Below are 14418 nucleotides of genomic sequence, written 5' to 3'. Positions count from 1 at the left end.
AAATTTTACTTGCTATTTAATTATACTATGTTATACTAATGACATATATTATCAATTAAAGAATAGAAGGTGTTTTCATGGATAAAATAATAATAAGTGAAGAAGCTTACAAAGAATTTAAAGCTTTCTTAGACGAAAATGAAATCGAAAAATACAGTATAAGAATTAACTTAGCTGGATTTGGTTGCAGCGGTCCTGCATTTAACATAACTGTTGATGAAGCTAAAGAAGGAGATGTAACTCATCAAGTTCATGATATAACTTTTATAGTTGAAGAAAAGTTAGTTGATGAATTTGGAGGTTTCAAACTATTATCAACAGAAGAAAACGAAGGTAGAGGTTTATCACTAAAGCCTGTTATCGAAGTTGAAGGTGGTTGCGGTTCATGTGGTGGAGGATGTCATCACTAGAAACCAATAAAAAAGAAGCGTATATAGAGACAGTAGATAGTTTTGTGTAAAAACAAAACTATCTACTGTTTTTTTGTATTAACAGTTGGAAGTTTTGGAATAATATACTATATAAATTAGGAGGAATTATTATGACAAGAAAAATTGATACCAACTTTGATTACAACGAGGAAATTAAAAGATGTAAAACAATCGATGATGTGATGGGTAAAAACGGATTAATACAAAGATTAGTTAAAGATGTTCTTGAAAATATATTAGAAGGTGAAATGGAAGAACATCTAGGAAGAAATAAATATGAACGTGTAGAAGTAGTTGATCAAACTAAGAAGAACTACAGGAATGGTTATAGTCGCAAAAATTTAAGAAGTTCCTTCGGTGACGTCGACCTAGACGTACCCCGTGATAGAAATGCTGAATTTGAGCCACAAATTATAAAAAAATATGAAACTGTGTGTACTGAGTTAGATAAAAAGATTATATCTTTATATGCTAAAGGTATGTCAACATCTGATATTCAGGCTGAAATTGAAGACTTATATGGAATAACTATATCACCATCGATGGTATCTAAAATAACTGATAAAGTGCTTGCTAGCGCCGCCGAATGGCAAAATAGAGCATTAGATAAAATATATCCAATAGTTTATTTAGATGCTATGTACTTTAAAGTTAGAAGTAATGGAAAGATAGTTAACAAGGCTGTCTATATATGCTTAGGATACACTATGGAAGGATATAAAGATATTTTAGGTATATGGGTTGATGAAGCTGAAGGTGCTAAATTCTGGTTAGGAATTTGCAATGATTTAAAAAATAGAGGTGTAAAAGAAATTTTAATTGCTTGTATGGATGGATTAAAAGGGCTTCCACAAGCTATAAAAACAGTATTTCCATCAGTAAATATTCAAACATGTATTGTTCATCAAATAAGAAATTCAATAAAATACATAGCTTCAAAAGATAAAAAAGCATTTATGAAAGATTTGAAGGAGGTTTATAAGGCTACAACAGAGGAACTTGCGTTAGCACAGCTAGATAATTTAAAGGAGAGATGGGGAGATAAATATGGAATAGTAATAGATTCCTGGTATAATAATTGGAGTAACCTTTCAACATTTTTCGACTTCTCTCCAACTATAAGAAAGATGATTTATACTACAAATATCTTAGAAGGTTTTAATCGTCAAATACGTAAATTCACTAAAGTTAGAGTCATATTCCCAACTGATGAATCTTTAAATAAGTGTGTTTACTTAGCAACGATGGAGATACTAGAAAAATGGACTCAGCCTATACATAATTGGGGTGCTACGTTAGCAGAGCTATCAATAATATTTGAAGATCAATTAAAAGATGAATTAGCTTAAAAGCTTGTACTTTTTATAAATTATATGCATACTATTAGATTTTTTTGAAATACTAAAAAAGGTAATAAGAAACATTATTAGTATTTCTTAAATATAAAAAAATATTACTGGAAATGAAAATTTCCAGTAATATTAAAATAATAAAAATGATAATTACACAGAATTATCTATTCTCTCCGTATATACGCTTCTTTTTTATTTAGCTAATATCTCTACACCATCTTCTGTTACTAATACGGTATGCTCCCATTGAGCTGAATATCCACCATCTTCTGTTATTGCAGTCCAATCATTATCCTCGTCTACAAATAATTCATAACTTCCTTGATTTATCATTGGTTCTATTGTGAATACCATACCTGGTACTAAAACCATACCCTCTCCCTTTTTACCAACATGACTTACAAAAGGATCCTCATGAAAGTTTATTCCTACTCCATGGCCTCCAAAATCTCTTACTACTGAATATCCATTTTTTTCAGCATGCTCTTGTATGGTAGCTCCTATATCACCTAGAAATCCCCATGGCTTGACAGCTTCTACACCCTTTATTAGACATTCTTTAGCTACTTTTACTAATCTTTTATCCTCTTCTGATACATTTCCTATCATGAACATTCTAGAAGCATCTGAATAATATCCATTGTATATAGTTGATACATCTACATTTATTATATCCCCATCTTTAAGTATTATATCTTCACTAGGTATTCCATGACATATTTCATCATTTATTGATGTGCACACACTCTTTGGGAAGCCACCATAATTAAGAGGTGCTGGTATGGCACCCTGAGATACAGTATAATCATGCACTATTTTATTTATCTCTTCTGTACTCATTCCTAATTTTATATTTTTTGAAACTAAATCTAAAACAGCATTGTTAATCTTTGCGCTTTCCCTTATTCCATCTATTTGTTGCTTATTTTTTATAATATCCCTTGAAGGAACAATGAATCCCTTGGCTTGAAGTGCATGAATTTTTTCTTCTATTTCCATATGACATTTCTTATATTTTAATCCACTTCCACACCAGCACTTTTCATTTCTATCACAATTCATTTCTTTCTTCCTTTCCATTTATGAAAGTATTTTTATATACTTATCATATATTTAAAAATTACCTTAATTATATAATAACATATTTTTAATATTTGGTTATATGTTACAATATTATTTATTTTAGAATATTTTATACACATAAAATAATAGAGAAACTTAAGTTTCTCTATTGTTCATTAACTTTATCTACTTCCTTTTATAAATTTTTTAATTTACTTATTGCTTCAGTAGTTTTTACTTTTCTTTCTATAGCCTTCATACCCATATCTTTAACTACTTGCGTATATATTAAATCAATTAAAAATATTTGTGCTAATTTTGATGAAACCGCGCCTGTTTTAAATATAGTCTCAGCTGAAATATATGATAAATTTATATCTGAAAAATCTTTTAGTCTAGATGGTTTATTCTGAGTTATTGAAATAATTTTAGATCCATTTTCTTTGAATGAGTAAATCTAGTTACTGTAGCTTCTCCTATGTCATTTTCATTTGCTATTTCAGAAATAGATTTATATATAACCTCTTCCTTGTTTTCCTTAATATAATTTATTAATTGTTTATCTAATTTTGTTGCTTTAAATTTAGGAAAATTCAGCTGTTCAATTATATTCATTGCTTTCACATCCTCATAACTTTTTACATAAGAAATATTTTATCATGAAATTATTATTTCATTAAATCAGTATCAATTAAATTTAATTAATTATTTACTATTTCTTTATATAAAAGTATATAAAAACTTTTAGTATGTTATTTCCTATATTTAAGCTTTATAGAATACTTAAGGGAGTATTTTAAATACTCCCTTAAAATTAAACTATTTTATTATTACTTTAAAAATTGCTTTCTTTACTTTTTCAGTATTATCTACTTTTATAGCAGTCATATGAGCATCTTCTGGATAACATATTAAGAAATCACCTTTCCTTAAAGTTACATATCCGCTTTCTAATCCTTCTAAAGAAACAAAATCATTTTTTTCTTCGTATTCTTTAGCTTCTAAATTTTCTATTGAATTAACCTGTATTTTTTCTTTTCCTTCAATCATTAGATGTATATCAATATATTTTTTATGTGCTTCCCAAAATCTATCTTCTTTATTTTGTGTTTCATACTCAACAACGTTTACAAACATATTATCCCCATCTATTTTATAAGTACCTTTTTCAAAATTAGATAGATTTTTTTCTATAGTGTATTTAAAACAATCAATTATATCTCTATCTAAAAAATTATATCTATCCATATGCTTTAAGCTTCCATATATCATATATACTCCTCCCAATTCCCATTTAAAATATATATTTATTAAAAGTTTGTCTATTTATAATTTCGAAATTATTTTCTTCTTTCCAAAATAAATTATCTATATTTTTACATATTACACAAATTATCAAATTTATTTTGACTTAATATAGAAAATTTAATTTTTATATTTTTATAATATCACGAAAAGGTTTTCTTATCAAGTTTATGGTTTTCTTGTTATAACTTTGAAAATTACTTTATTTAAATTAATAAATTAAAATAATTACTCTTTTGTTATAGCATCAATAGTTCTTTGCATATTTTGTCCTAATAATTCATCCTCTAATAAAAGCATAGAAATTAAATCCATTAAATACATTGCTGAAAATTGAGAATTTATAAACCTTTTTTTATCTACAAATAAAGCATTATATACAATAAAATTTAATTCTCCTATCTCAGTAATATGGCTATCCTCAAAACTTGTTATAGATACTATTTTAGCACCATTTTTCTTTGATATTTTTAACGAGTTTATCACTTCTTCTGTTTCTCCTGAAATAGAAATTCCTATTACTAAATCACTTTCTGAAACAATGGAACTATTTATTATCATCATGTGCGGATCCGAAATACTATATACATTAAACCCCATACGTAAAAGTCTTTGCATCATTTCTTTAGCTGTTAAACCTGAACTACCAACACCATATATATATATTTTATTAGCTTTTTTAATCTCGTTTACGACTTTTTTTATCTGCTCTTTTGAAATTAGCTTTCTAGTTTTTTCTATAACTTCTGTATAATACGAATAAACATCTGCCAATACCCCTTTTTGCTCCAATTCATCATTTCGCTTTAAAGAACTTAAATTTATTTTCATATCTACAAAGCTATCACAACATATTTTTTTACAAAACCTAGTTATAGTAGAACCTGATGTTAAAGTTATTTTAGCTAAGTCTGTTATATTTATATTATTAATTGTTTCACTTTCTTTTAATATGTAATCTGCTATATTTTTCTCTTTATCTGAAAAACTATTATATTTCTTTTGAATCTCATATAAAACGTCCAAATTTATTTCACCTCAATTTAAATTCTCATATATATAATAACATATTTTTATGGATAAGCTTTAAGTTTATATAAAATTCTTAAAATAATAAAATAGAGGTATAATAATAAATTTTATTTTCTACCTCTATCTTGATATTTAATTTATTTATAATGCTTTTTTAACTTCTTCTGCAAACTTCTTTGTTATTAGCTGTGGTCTTGTTATTGCTCCACCTACAACTACTGCAAAAGCTCCCATTTCCATAGCCTTTCTAGCCTTTTCTGGTGTATCAAAATTACCTTCTGCTATTACAGGTTTTTTACATTCTTTAATTAACTTTTCAAGAACCTCAAAATTATTTACACCCTTTGATTGTTCTGTGTACCCAACTAAAGTAGTTCCAACATAATCAAATCCTATTTCTGCTGCTCTTATCCCTTCTTCTACTGTAGATATATCAGCCATAAACTTTTGATTAGGATATAATCTTTTTAAAGACTTTAAAAATTCTAAATCTTGATTTATTGTTGCATCTACTGCTATTACATCAACTTTAGAATTTACTAACTCTTCAACTTCCTTAATAGTTGGTGTAATATAAGATATCATTCCTTCATAATCTTTTTTTATTATTCCTATTATAGGTAAATCTACTTCATTTTTTATTGCTTTTATATCTTCAACAGTATTAGCACGAATACCTACTGCACCACCTTCTTTTGCTGCTAAAGCCATTTTACTCATTATAAATGAACTATGTAATGGCTCATTATCTAATGCTTGACATGATACTATTAATCCTGTATTCATAATATTTCCTCCATAATATAAATTTGTTTTTAGCAAGACTTAGGAGAGCATCTAGCTCTCCTATTATACTTATTCTGCTCCAATTATTTCATTAATTCTTTGTTTTATTGGATCAGCCATTGCACCAAATATTGCTTGCACTCCACCTTTAACTTCTAAAACTGCAGTAGCTCCTAATGCTTTAATAGTTTCCTTATCAACTTTACTTACATCTTTAACTGAAACTCTAAGTCTTGTTATACAAGCATCAACATCTTCTATATTTTCTTCTCCACCTAAAGCTTCTAGCACTTTTACTGCTGTTTCTTTTATTGTTTCTTTTGTAACTACTTTTACTTCTTCACTATCCTCTTCACGTCCAGGGGTCATTACATTAAACTTAGTAATTAAAAATCTAAATGTTACATAGTATAAAACTGCCCATACTGCTCCAACAGCTAAAACTAACACCCAGTTTGTTTTTGCATTACCTTGTAATACTCCAAATAGCGTAAAATCTATAATTCCTCCTGAGAATGTATTACCTATTGAAATGTTTAATATATCTGCTATAAAGAATGATAATCCATCAAATACAGCATGTACTACATATAGCCATGGTGCAACAAATAAGAACATAAATTCAATTGGTTCTGTTATACCAGTAACAAATGAAGTTATTGCAGCACCTAAAAATAATCCGCCAACTAATTTTCTCTTTGCCTTTGGTACACAATGGTACATAGCTAAACATGCTGCTGGTAAACCAAACATCATTGTTGCAAAACGTCCTGCAAAGAAACGAGTACCTTCTGTGAATAATCCAACATGATTTGGATCAGCTAATTCTGCAAAGAATATATTTTGAGCTCCTACAACTGTTTGTCCTGCAACTGTTGCAACACCTCCAAGTTCTGTCATCCAGAATAATGGATAAATCATATGATGTAAACCAACAGCCCCTGTTAATCTTAGTAAAAATCCATAAAGAAAAGTTCCTACTGGTCCTAACCCTGCTATAGCAGTTCCTGCATTTGTCAACCAACCTTGGAAAGTTGGCCATATTAAAAAGAATATAGCTCCAATAAATATTGATGTAAATGATGACACTATTGGAACAAATCTTGAACCTCCAAAGAATCCTAAAACAGCTGGTAATTGGATGTTATGATATTTATTATGTAAATATGCAACTACTGATCCTATAATAATTGAACCAACAACTCCAGTATCTATTGATGCTACATCTGGATTAAATGCACTAATCATACCTTTTATAGACGCATTCATAACTAAAAATGCAACTGCTGCCGCTAATGCTGCTGTTCCTTTATCCTTTTTAGCTAATCCTACAGCTAGTCCAATACACATGATAAGGGCTAAATTACCAAATACTACATCTCCCGCTGAAGACATTATTTTGAAAATACCTTGTAACCATGAAATGTTTAAAAATGGATAAGCATTGACTGTATTTGGGTTAGATAATGCTCCACCTATTCCTAGTAATAAACCTGCAGCTGGCAAAATAGCTATAGGCAACATAAAAGATTTACCGATTTTTTGTAAGCTTTTAAACATATTATTGCTCCTCCTAATAATAATCTTTAGTATTTATTACTTTTGTCTCTTGGGAAACCATGATAGATATCCTTATTAATAACGTTTTCATAGTATGTGCAGAACCCCATTTTGTTCCCCCGTTCAGAAAATTTTTTTCTAGTGATTATAGTTTGTAAAAATAATTTTCTTTCTAAGTAAAGGATATCATATAAAATTAATTTTGGCAATATGTTTTTATAAGAAAATAATTTTCACACATCAAAAAAAACTTCACTTATGTGAAGCTTATATTACTAAATAGACTTTTCTATTGTAAAATCATAATTTATATACGTCTCTATTGTATTATTTATTCCATTAAGAGCATCTATCCAATAATCATTTTTTATAAATTTACTTTTCCTCTTACTCTCATCAGTTGTTTTTAATACAAATTCATTAAATTCTTTATAAAATCCTTCTAAATCTGAAGACATATTTTTCATGGTTTCGAAATCTTTTAAAACCTTGTTCTTTAAAATTAATTTATCATTTAATGTTCTCATTTCTAGATTTAAATATTCGAACACTAAAGATTCAATTCTTTCACAAATCTCATTTGGTTTAGTATCTTTTATTGTCTTTTTATTTAATGAAATAAAACTTTGATTAGAATAATCATTATATTGAGACCATAAATCTGTTAAGGCCTTTGATATAGAGTTATAACCCTTATATAAATTTAATAATTCCTCGTTAGAAATACTTCCAGCTTTAATTCCTTGATCTAATATTAGCAATATACTTTCATTTCTATGTCTTATTTCTTCTATATTATTATATGATTGCTTCTTGACTTCATATCTATAATTTGTATTTAAAATAGACATATAAACGTTTACTATTAGACTTACCAATAAAACACCAACTATAAAAAGTATGCTGTTGTTCTTGCTAAATTTAAAAGCTTTCATAAAACACCCCCATGCTTATCTTTAGTATAGCATATTTCCAGAAAAAACTCTATAGGGGGTTTTTTTCTGGAAGTAAATGCTTAAAACCTTTTATCACCTTGCCCAATCGTGTTGTAATTCCCTATACATTTCTAGCCCACTATTTCCGCCTTCACTTTTATTTACTTTCCCTGATATTCTTTTTACTTGTCCATATGAGCAATTTAAAGATAATTCTTCATGGCCTGTTAAAACCCAAATAATATTTGAATTAATTGGTTTTGTATCTAACTCTTTTTCCCCTACCCCATCAGTAAAATATATTAAAATATGATTTCTCAGGTTATTTTCTTTTATGAATCTAAAAATTGGTGAGAATTTTGTTGCCCCAGTGTTATTTAATCTTTTTTTAATATCATTTCTAGATTTTATTTTATATACTCTTCTTATTTCATTATCACATTCAATTATAGTTATCTTATTTCTACGCATTTTAGTTATTTCTAATATTTCTATCATTATCTTTTGAACTTCATCATCACTAATAGAAGCACTTATATCTATTGCTACTAATATTTCAGGTATGCTATTAGGTAATACTCCTCTTAAATCTAGTCGTTCTGGTTGACGCCTATTTCTTCTAGTTATGGTTTTCCTTTCTCCTGCTCTTAAAGATGGTATAAGTTTTTTTAATATGTCTTGCCATGATATTTCAGGTTTTTCTGTATAGGAAATTATTATTTTTTCTATATCTTTGGGAATTTTCCCTTTAAATGAGCTTATTGCAGTTTTCTTTGTCATCCCTCTAATTGCATCTTTATTTAAACTTGAGTCTGACCATATATCATGTGCCTTGGATATATCTATAACTCTAGCAATATTACTATTTTTACTTTCTATTTTATTGTTAAGTTTGCTTTTTAATACTTTATCAATTTCTTTTGCATATATTTCAGCAACTTTATCATCTTTTAAATTTAATCCGAACTCTCTATTTACTCTATCAACTTTGTAAGATTCCATAGGTAAATCTTTTATAAATTGATTTATAGAAATATCTAGAGCTAAATTTACTGCCATAGTAGTATATTTATTTTTGAGCTTCTTTTCCTCTTCATAATGATTATACATTATATGATATATTTCATGCTTAAATAAAGCACACATCTCTTTTTTATCATAATTTAAAAAAAGTAATGGATTAAAAAACATTTTAAACCCATCAAATTGAGGTATAGTTGCTAAAGGATACGTTATATCTAATCTTATATCTCTTTTAATTTTAACCATAAATTGTCCAAAAAAGTTATCCTCTTTTTCTAGCATTTCAACAATTATTCCTTCAATTAAATGAAAAAAACTTCTTTTAAATTCACTGGTTACATCAGATTTACCCTCAAATTTTATAGCTTCTTTTAAAAGTTTATCTCTTTCGTCATTAAAATGCATATTATCCTCTCCTTAAAACTCATTATTTTTATACATTATTGATATATATTAAAAAATGCTTCTAAGAAGGTATCTTCATTTAATAATAATTTATATAATTCTTTACTCTCATCACTTCTTATTTCTTTCATTATTCCAAGTCTTAAATCTCTTGGATAAACCATTAATAAATCTCCAAATAACTTTATATCTTTATCATTTTTATTTTCTTCTAAATATGATAGGCAATTTTTAGCTAATATATATAATCTTGAATGACTTTCCTTTTGTATTTCTTCCTTTAATTCAATTGGTAATACATTATATGAAAATAACTCTTTTGCTTTAATTAGTGGTCTTTTAGTATTTTTTATGTAATTTATAAAATCCGTTGCAATATTTACTCCTACATTCCCCTTTACTACATTATAAAAAGTATCAATTGAGAATTTTCCATTACTATTTTTATACACATTATAGGATTTTCCTATTCTTTCCCAACTTCTTGGACTTGATTTGACACTTTCTCTTGAACTAGGATTATTTAAGTACTCTGGGAATGTTGATATAAATTCAATTATATGCTCATGAATATTTCTTTCTTTCCCCATAGCCCATTTAATCCATTCTTTTACATCTGAATCCATTTCTATCCATACAAATCTATCTTCTTGAGCCCTATCCATATCTACAACTTGATAGTCACTATCCTCAAAGCCCTCATATTTATTAGAAGGATTCATTGCAGCTACAATTTTTACTTCTTTATCTAATTTATACCCATTTATTTCTCTATTTAAAATTAAATTCATTAATTCTTGTTGAACCGCATGTTCACATCTATTAAGTTCATCTATAAATAATATAACTCCCTTATTTTTAGATTCATTTATTGCTCTATCAACCTCTAAAAGTTTATAATGAGTAGCATAAATTGTTCTACTATTCTCAACTATTGGTAATCCTCCTATCTCACCTTCCTTTAAAAGATTTGCATCTATTGTTACTAAATAAAATTCTTTTTTACTTGATAATTTTTTTATTAAAGCAGTCTTACCTATACCTGCTTCACCTATTATTAAGGGAACGTCCCCTGATTCTAAAACTAACTCAACAGTGTTTATAGCTTCTGAAAATTTCATTTTAAGTTCCTTCTTTCCTAAACATTGGCTAACTTATAGTCAACTAACAATATTTTAGCCCTTTTGCTTCCGTATTCTCTAATAAAATTGACTTTATCCATTTCTAATATTTCTAACTCTAAAAAATCTCTTATATATTTTTCATTTACTTCATCTGTATTAATTTTACCTATAAGAACATCTATAACCATATCTACATCTATAGAATCATATACATATTTAACTATATTAATATTTTCACTAATTAATATTTTAAGTTCATCTAAAGTGTAAGAAATATAATTTATAGCTTCCTCATCTCTTTTGACCGCCTCTCTTCTAGCACTCAAAGTCGGCTTTTCAATAAACCTAATTGCTCCCCAGTAATTCTCTATAGCTGCTAATTGTACTTCTTCTGATGGATTTTTTATATATTTAATTGCATCAAAATCCCTTTTTACAGCTAATAACTGTATTTCTTTTGATGGATTATCTACAAATTGGATTGCCCATCCTTTCATAAATATAGCTTCTTTTATAACATTATCTGAAGGATTCTTTATATATTTCAATGAATTCCATAAATATTTTACAGAAAGTATTGCTAATTCTTCTTCTATTTCACTAATATATTCTATAGCCATAGGGTTATTTTTAATGGCTAATTTTTTCATATCAAAACTTGGGTTTTTTATGTACTTTATTGCAGCACCATTTTTCTTTAAAGCTTCAAAAATTAATTCATCCTTTGGGTTATCTATATATCTTATGTATAATGGATTATCAGATACTTTTTTAAAATCACTATCTTTCAAAATTACGCCTTCCTTCTATTAATAAATTTAAATTTCTTAAATAATCAACTATATTATACACCTTTTAAATGATAATTACTATTATTAAATAATTATTCTTGTTTTGTTTGTAATTTTTTTCAATACCATCAACATATATTTTAATATTTTTAAAATATAATTATATACTTTAGTTAATATTAGGTCTCTTTAGCATTATTTTCTAGACTATTTATAATTTATTTGTTAGACTTATTGTTGGAATAAATTGAAAAGGAGTTTAAATATGACTTTTAATAAACTAAGCAGAAAAAAGACTGTAAAGAAATTAAAAAATAATTCTTCATTATCTAATTATATTATTTTTGCTATTATAGTTCTTCTATCTAGTTATCTAATTTATACCTTAGTATTAACCCCTGTTATAGGAAAGGCTGATAACGGTGACTTTGGTAGAATGTATAATTCTTTAGGAATAGGTCCATTAGGTAATTCTTACGATGAAATTTATACTGGGTACTTCCAACAAACTTGGAAAATATCAAGTCCAGGTTTTTTTATTCCATGGTGTAATGATTGGGTTTTTGGTTGTTGGCTTTTAAAAATACCTTCTCTTTTTGCTTTAATGTTTGGAGTTAAATATTTTGATATTAGGGCTGTAGGTATATTTTATTCACTTATATTCTTATTAGGAGTATATCTAATTTTAAAATACTCTAAAATTAATAGTTTAGGAAAATTATTTGGCGGAATTTTTATTTTAATATTCTTTACTGATTCTTCTTATATTTCTTATTTTAATTCATTTTTTGGAGAAGCAACTACTATAAGCTTTTTATTTTTATTCATAGGCAGTATTTTAAATTTAATTGATAAAGATAATCCTAAAAAATTAGATTTATTATTTTTATTTTTTGCTTCTTTTGGATTTTTAACATCAAAGACTCAACAACTTCCTTTACTTATATTTATGATATTAATTTACATTGCTTTATATAAGTTTTATCCAACATATAGGAAGCTTATACTTAGTTCATCATTAATAGTAATTACTATGTGTATAATAACATTCTTTTCCATTGGTACTTATACTAATAGAAATAATATTTATCAAGCTGTATTTACTGGAGTTTTAAAAGGTTCTGAAACACCTAAAGAAGATTTAATAGACCTTGGTTTAGATCCCAAATTTGCACCATTAGCTAATTCAGGATTCTATGATAAAGGTTTAGCCTTTGATCCATTAGGTGATGAAATGATGAAGGATTTCTATCCTAACATAGGACTATCTAAAATCTTAAAATTCTATGCTAAGCATCCAAATAGAGCTTTTGAAAAATTCATAGCCTCTGCTGAAAATGCTTACGATTTTCATAAATCATCAGAAAGAGACTTTAATAAAGGGGAATATACAACCAACAAGTTAATAAATAACTTTAGAGTAAGCCTCATTAATAAGTATCCAGGCATTCTTAGAAACTTTACCGTATTTTTCACATTCTCTCTTATTTACTTATTAGTTCTAATTTACCATTTCTTTAAATTTAAAAATAGAGAATATAAAATACTAACTTTAACTTTATTATTTCTATTAGCTGCAGGAGCCTCACAATTAGTATTACCTGTAATAGGGTCTGGAGAAGCTGATTTCGGTAAACATTTATTTTTAATTAATCTTGCTTATGATAGTTTACTTTGTTCTTGCTTAATATTTTTGGGAGTAAAAGCACAAAATCTATTTTCTAAAATTTACCACAATAAAAAAATAAGCAACTAGAAATATTTCTAGTTGCTTTTATACTAATTGTCTCTATACTTATTAATGTCTCTTTTTATTGATGCAAGTAAATTATTTAATTCCCAAACTTCTCCTTCTTCAATTAATTTATTTAAAGAAACTTGATATCTACCTGCCTCTGCTACTTTTCCTATAGATATTAAAGTTAATATGCTATTCATTATGTTTGATACTATATCAGACTTAATTTCAAATAATTTTTGTGCGTCTTTTATTTCATCTTTAATATCTAACATCTGTTCATCTAACTCAAATGCTGCATCTGCTGCTTTTTTTAATTTTTCTTGTATTTCCATAGGAATCTGCTTTTTATACTTATAATTTAATGAATGCTCAATAGTTGCCCAGAAATTCATTGCTAAGGTTCTAATTTGAAATTCTGCTAATATTTCTGTTGGTCCCTCTGCCATATTTATTGGATACTTAATAATCATATGATAACTTCTATATCCACTAGTTTTTACATTTCTTACATAGTCCTTCTCATATAATATTTGCATATCTTTTCTTGCTCTTAAAAGTTCTACAACTGTATCAATGTCATCTACAAATTGGCACATTATTCTAAGACCAGCAATATCCTCTATTTCATATTGAAGTCTATCTATAGGAATTTGAAACTTATTAGCTTTTTCTAAAAGACTTGAAACCTCTTTTACTCTTCCTGTAACAAATTCTATTGGCGAATATTCATTTTTCTTTCTATATTCTTTTCTTATACTTTTAAGTTTTACTTTAAGTTCATCTACTGCCTGTTCATAAGGCATTAAAAAACTTTTCCAATCATGAATTGCCATAATAAATCACCCTTTTTAAATCTCACCTTATCTATTAT

Annotated in this window: 15 protein-coding genes; 3 read left to right on the top strand and 12 right to left on the bottom strand. The window is 27.0% G+C overall.

Annotated elements, in window-relative coordinates; translation table 11 throughout:
* The first annotated feature begins 77 nt into the window (after window positions 1-77).
* Window positions 78-410: a HesB-like protein gene (locus CP523_RS11270; protein WP_066673226.1), complete on the top strand. Its 333-nt coding sequence runs from the start codon at window positions 78-80 to the stop codon at window positions 408-410.
* Window positions 411-541: 131 nt separating this feature from the next.
* Window positions 542-1780: an IS256 family transposase gene (locus CP523_RS11265; RefSeq protein ID WP_120140764.1), complete on the top strand. Its 1239-nt coding sequence runs from the start codon at window positions 542-544 to the stop codon at window positions 1778-1780.
* Window positions 1781-1975: 195 nt separating this feature from the next.
* Here the strand turns inward: CP523_RS11265 and CP523_RS11260 are convergent, their stop codons facing one another.
* The 11 genes from CP523_RS11260 to CP523_RS11215 all read right to left on the bottom strand — a co-directional run bounded on the left by CP523_RS11260 (window position 1976) and on the right by CP523_RS11215 (window position 11806).
* The gene (locus CP523_RS11260; RefSeq protein ID WP_066677031.1) at window positions 1976-2845 is read right to left on the bottom strand and encodes a methionyl aminopeptidase; all 870 of its coding nucleotides are present in this window, start codon (window positions 2843-2845) and stop codon (window positions 1976-1978) included.
* 196 nt (window positions 2846-3041) lie between these two features.
* On the bottom strand, window positions 3042-3263 hold the full coding sequence (locus tag CP523_RS16395) for a MurR/RpiR family transcriptional regulator (protein WP_242871379.1): 222 nt from the start codon (window positions 3261-3263) through the stop codon (window positions 3042-3044).
* Window positions 3260-3460: a hypothetical protein gene (locus tag CP523_RS16390; protein WP_066677033.1), complete on the bottom strand. Its 201-nt coding sequence runs from the start codon at window positions 3458-3460 to the stop codon at window positions 3260-3262. Before CP523_RS16390 ends, CP523_RS16395 begins: the two co-directional genes overlap by 4 nt.
* Window positions 3461-3664: 204 nt before the next feature.
* Complete coding sequence (locus CP523_RS11250; RefSeq protein ID WP_066677036.1) at window positions 3665-4117, bottom strand: NanQ anomerase/TabA/YiaL family protein; 453 nt, start codon at window positions 4115-4117, stop codon at window positions 3665-3667.
* Window positions 4118-4378: 261 nt separating this feature from the next.
* Entirely contained in the window at window positions 4379-5176 is a 798-nt protein-coding gene (locus tag CP523_RS11245) for a MurR/RpiR family transcriptional regulator (protein ID WP_066677037.1), read from the bottom strand.
* A 147-nt stretch (window positions 5177-5323) separates the two neighbouring features.
* On the bottom strand, window positions 5324-5968 hold the full coding sequence (locus CP523_RS11240) for an N-acetylmannosamine-6-phosphate 2-epimerase (RefSeq protein WP_066677038.1): 645 nt from the start codon (window positions 5966-5968) through the stop codon (window positions 5324-5326).
* A 69-nt stretch (window positions 5969-6037) separates the two neighbouring features.
* Entirely contained in the window at window positions 6038-7528 is a 1491-nt protein-coding gene (locus CP523_RS11235; protein ID WP_066677040.1) for a PTS transporter subunit EIIC, read from the bottom strand.
* A gap of 275 nt (window positions 7529-7803) precedes the next feature.
* Complete coding sequence (locus CP523_RS11230; RefSeq protein ID WP_066677047.1) at window positions 7804-8463, bottom strand: hypothetical protein; 660 nt, start codon at window positions 8461-8463, stop codon at window positions 7804-7806.
* Window positions 8464-8556: 93 nt separating this feature from the next.
* The gene (locus CP523_RS11225) at window positions 8557-9891 is read right to left on the bottom strand and encodes a vWA domain-containing protein (protein WP_066677048.1); all 1335 of its coding nucleotides are present in this window, start codon (window positions 9889-9891) and stop codon (window positions 8557-8559) included.
* Between the two features lie 35 nt (window positions 9892-9926).
* The gene (locus CP523_RS11220) at window positions 9927-11012 is read right to left on the bottom strand and encodes an AAA family ATPase (protein WP_066677049.1); all 1086 of its coding nucleotides are present in this window, start codon (window positions 11010-11012) and stop codon (window positions 9927-9929) included.
* A gap of 17 nt (window positions 11013-11029) precedes the next feature.
* Window positions 11030-11806, bottom strand: coding sequence for a DUF4116 domain-containing protein (locus CP523_RS11215; RefSeq protein ID WP_120140861.1), 777 nt, complete (start codon window positions 11804-11806; stop codon window positions 11030-11032).
* Window positions 11807-12071: 265 nt separating this feature from the next.
* On the opposite strand from CP523_RS11215, the gene wsfD reads away from it, so the two are divergent.
* Window positions 12072-13562: a glycan biosynthesis hexose transferase WsfD gene (gene wsfD / locus CP523_RS11210; protein WP_120140860.1), complete on the top strand. Its 1491-nt coding sequence runs from the start codon at window positions 12072-12074 to the stop codon at window positions 13560-13562.
* Between the two features lie 23 nt (window positions 13563-13585).
* On the opposite strand, the gene yjbM is transcribed toward wsfD, so the two are convergent.
* On the bottom strand, window positions 13586-14380 hold the full coding sequence (gene yjbM / locus CP523_RS11205; RefSeq protein WP_066677054.1) for a GTP diphosphokinase: 795 nt from the start codon (window positions 14378-14380) through the stop codon (window positions 13586-13588).
* Window positions 14381-14418 lie beyond the last annotated feature (38 nt).

The sequence above is a fragment of the Clostridium septicum genome, assembly GCF_003606265.1.
Classification (GTDB): domain Bacteria; phylum Bacillota; class Clostridia; order Clostridiales; family Clostridiaceae; genus Clostridium; species Clostridium septicum.
The sequence above is the reverse complement of the archived record's forward strand: the minus strand, read 5'-3'. Positions and strand labels throughout refer to the sequence as shown.

Coding starts and splice junctions, on each gene's coding strand:
- CP523_RS11240 (WP_066677038.1), bottom strand. CDS start 5,968: ATGAATACAGGATTAATAGTATCATGTCAAGCATTAGATAATGAGCCA.
- CP523_RS11230 (WP_066677047.1), bottom strand. CDS start 8,463: ATGAAAGCTTTTAAATTTAGCAAGAACAACAGCATACTTTTTATAGTT.
- CP523_RS11265 (WP_120140764.1), top strand. CDS start 542: ATGACAAGAAAAATTGATACCAACTTTGATTACAACGAGGAAATTAAA.
- CP523_RS11250 (WP_066677036.1), bottom strand. CDS start 4,117: ATGATATATGGAAGCTTAAAGCATATGGATAGATATAATTTTTTAGAT.
- wsfD (WP_120140860.1), top strand. CDS start 12,072: ATGACTTTTAATAAACTAAGCAGAAAAAAGACTGTAAAGAAATTAAAA.
- yjbM (WP_066677054.1), bottom strand. CDS start 14,380: ATGGCAATTCATGATTGGAAAAGTTTTTTAATGCCTTATGAACAGGCA.
- CP523_RS16390 (WP_066677033.1), bottom strand. CDS start 3,460: ATGAATATAATTGAACAGCTGAATTTTCCTAAATTTAAAGCAACAAAA.
- CP523_RS11225 (WP_066677048.1), bottom strand. CDS start 9,891: ATGCATTTTAATGACGAAAGAGATAAACTTTTAAAAGAAGCTATAAAA.
- CP523_RS11260 (WP_066677031.1), bottom strand. CDS start 2,845: ATGAATTGTGATAGAAATGAAAAGTGCTGGTGTGGAAGTGGATTAAAA.
- CP523_RS11220 (WP_066677049.1), bottom strand. CDS start 11,012: ATGAAATTTTCAGAAGCTATAAACACTGTTGAGTTAGTTTTAGAATCA.
- CP523_RS11270 (WP_066673226.1), top strand. CDS start 78: ATGGATAAAATAATAATAAGTGAAGAAGCTTACAAAGAATTTAAAGCT.
- CP523_RS11235 (WP_066677040.1), bottom strand. CDS start 7,528: ATGTTTAAAAGCTTACAAAAAATCGGTAAATCTTTTATGTTGCCTATA.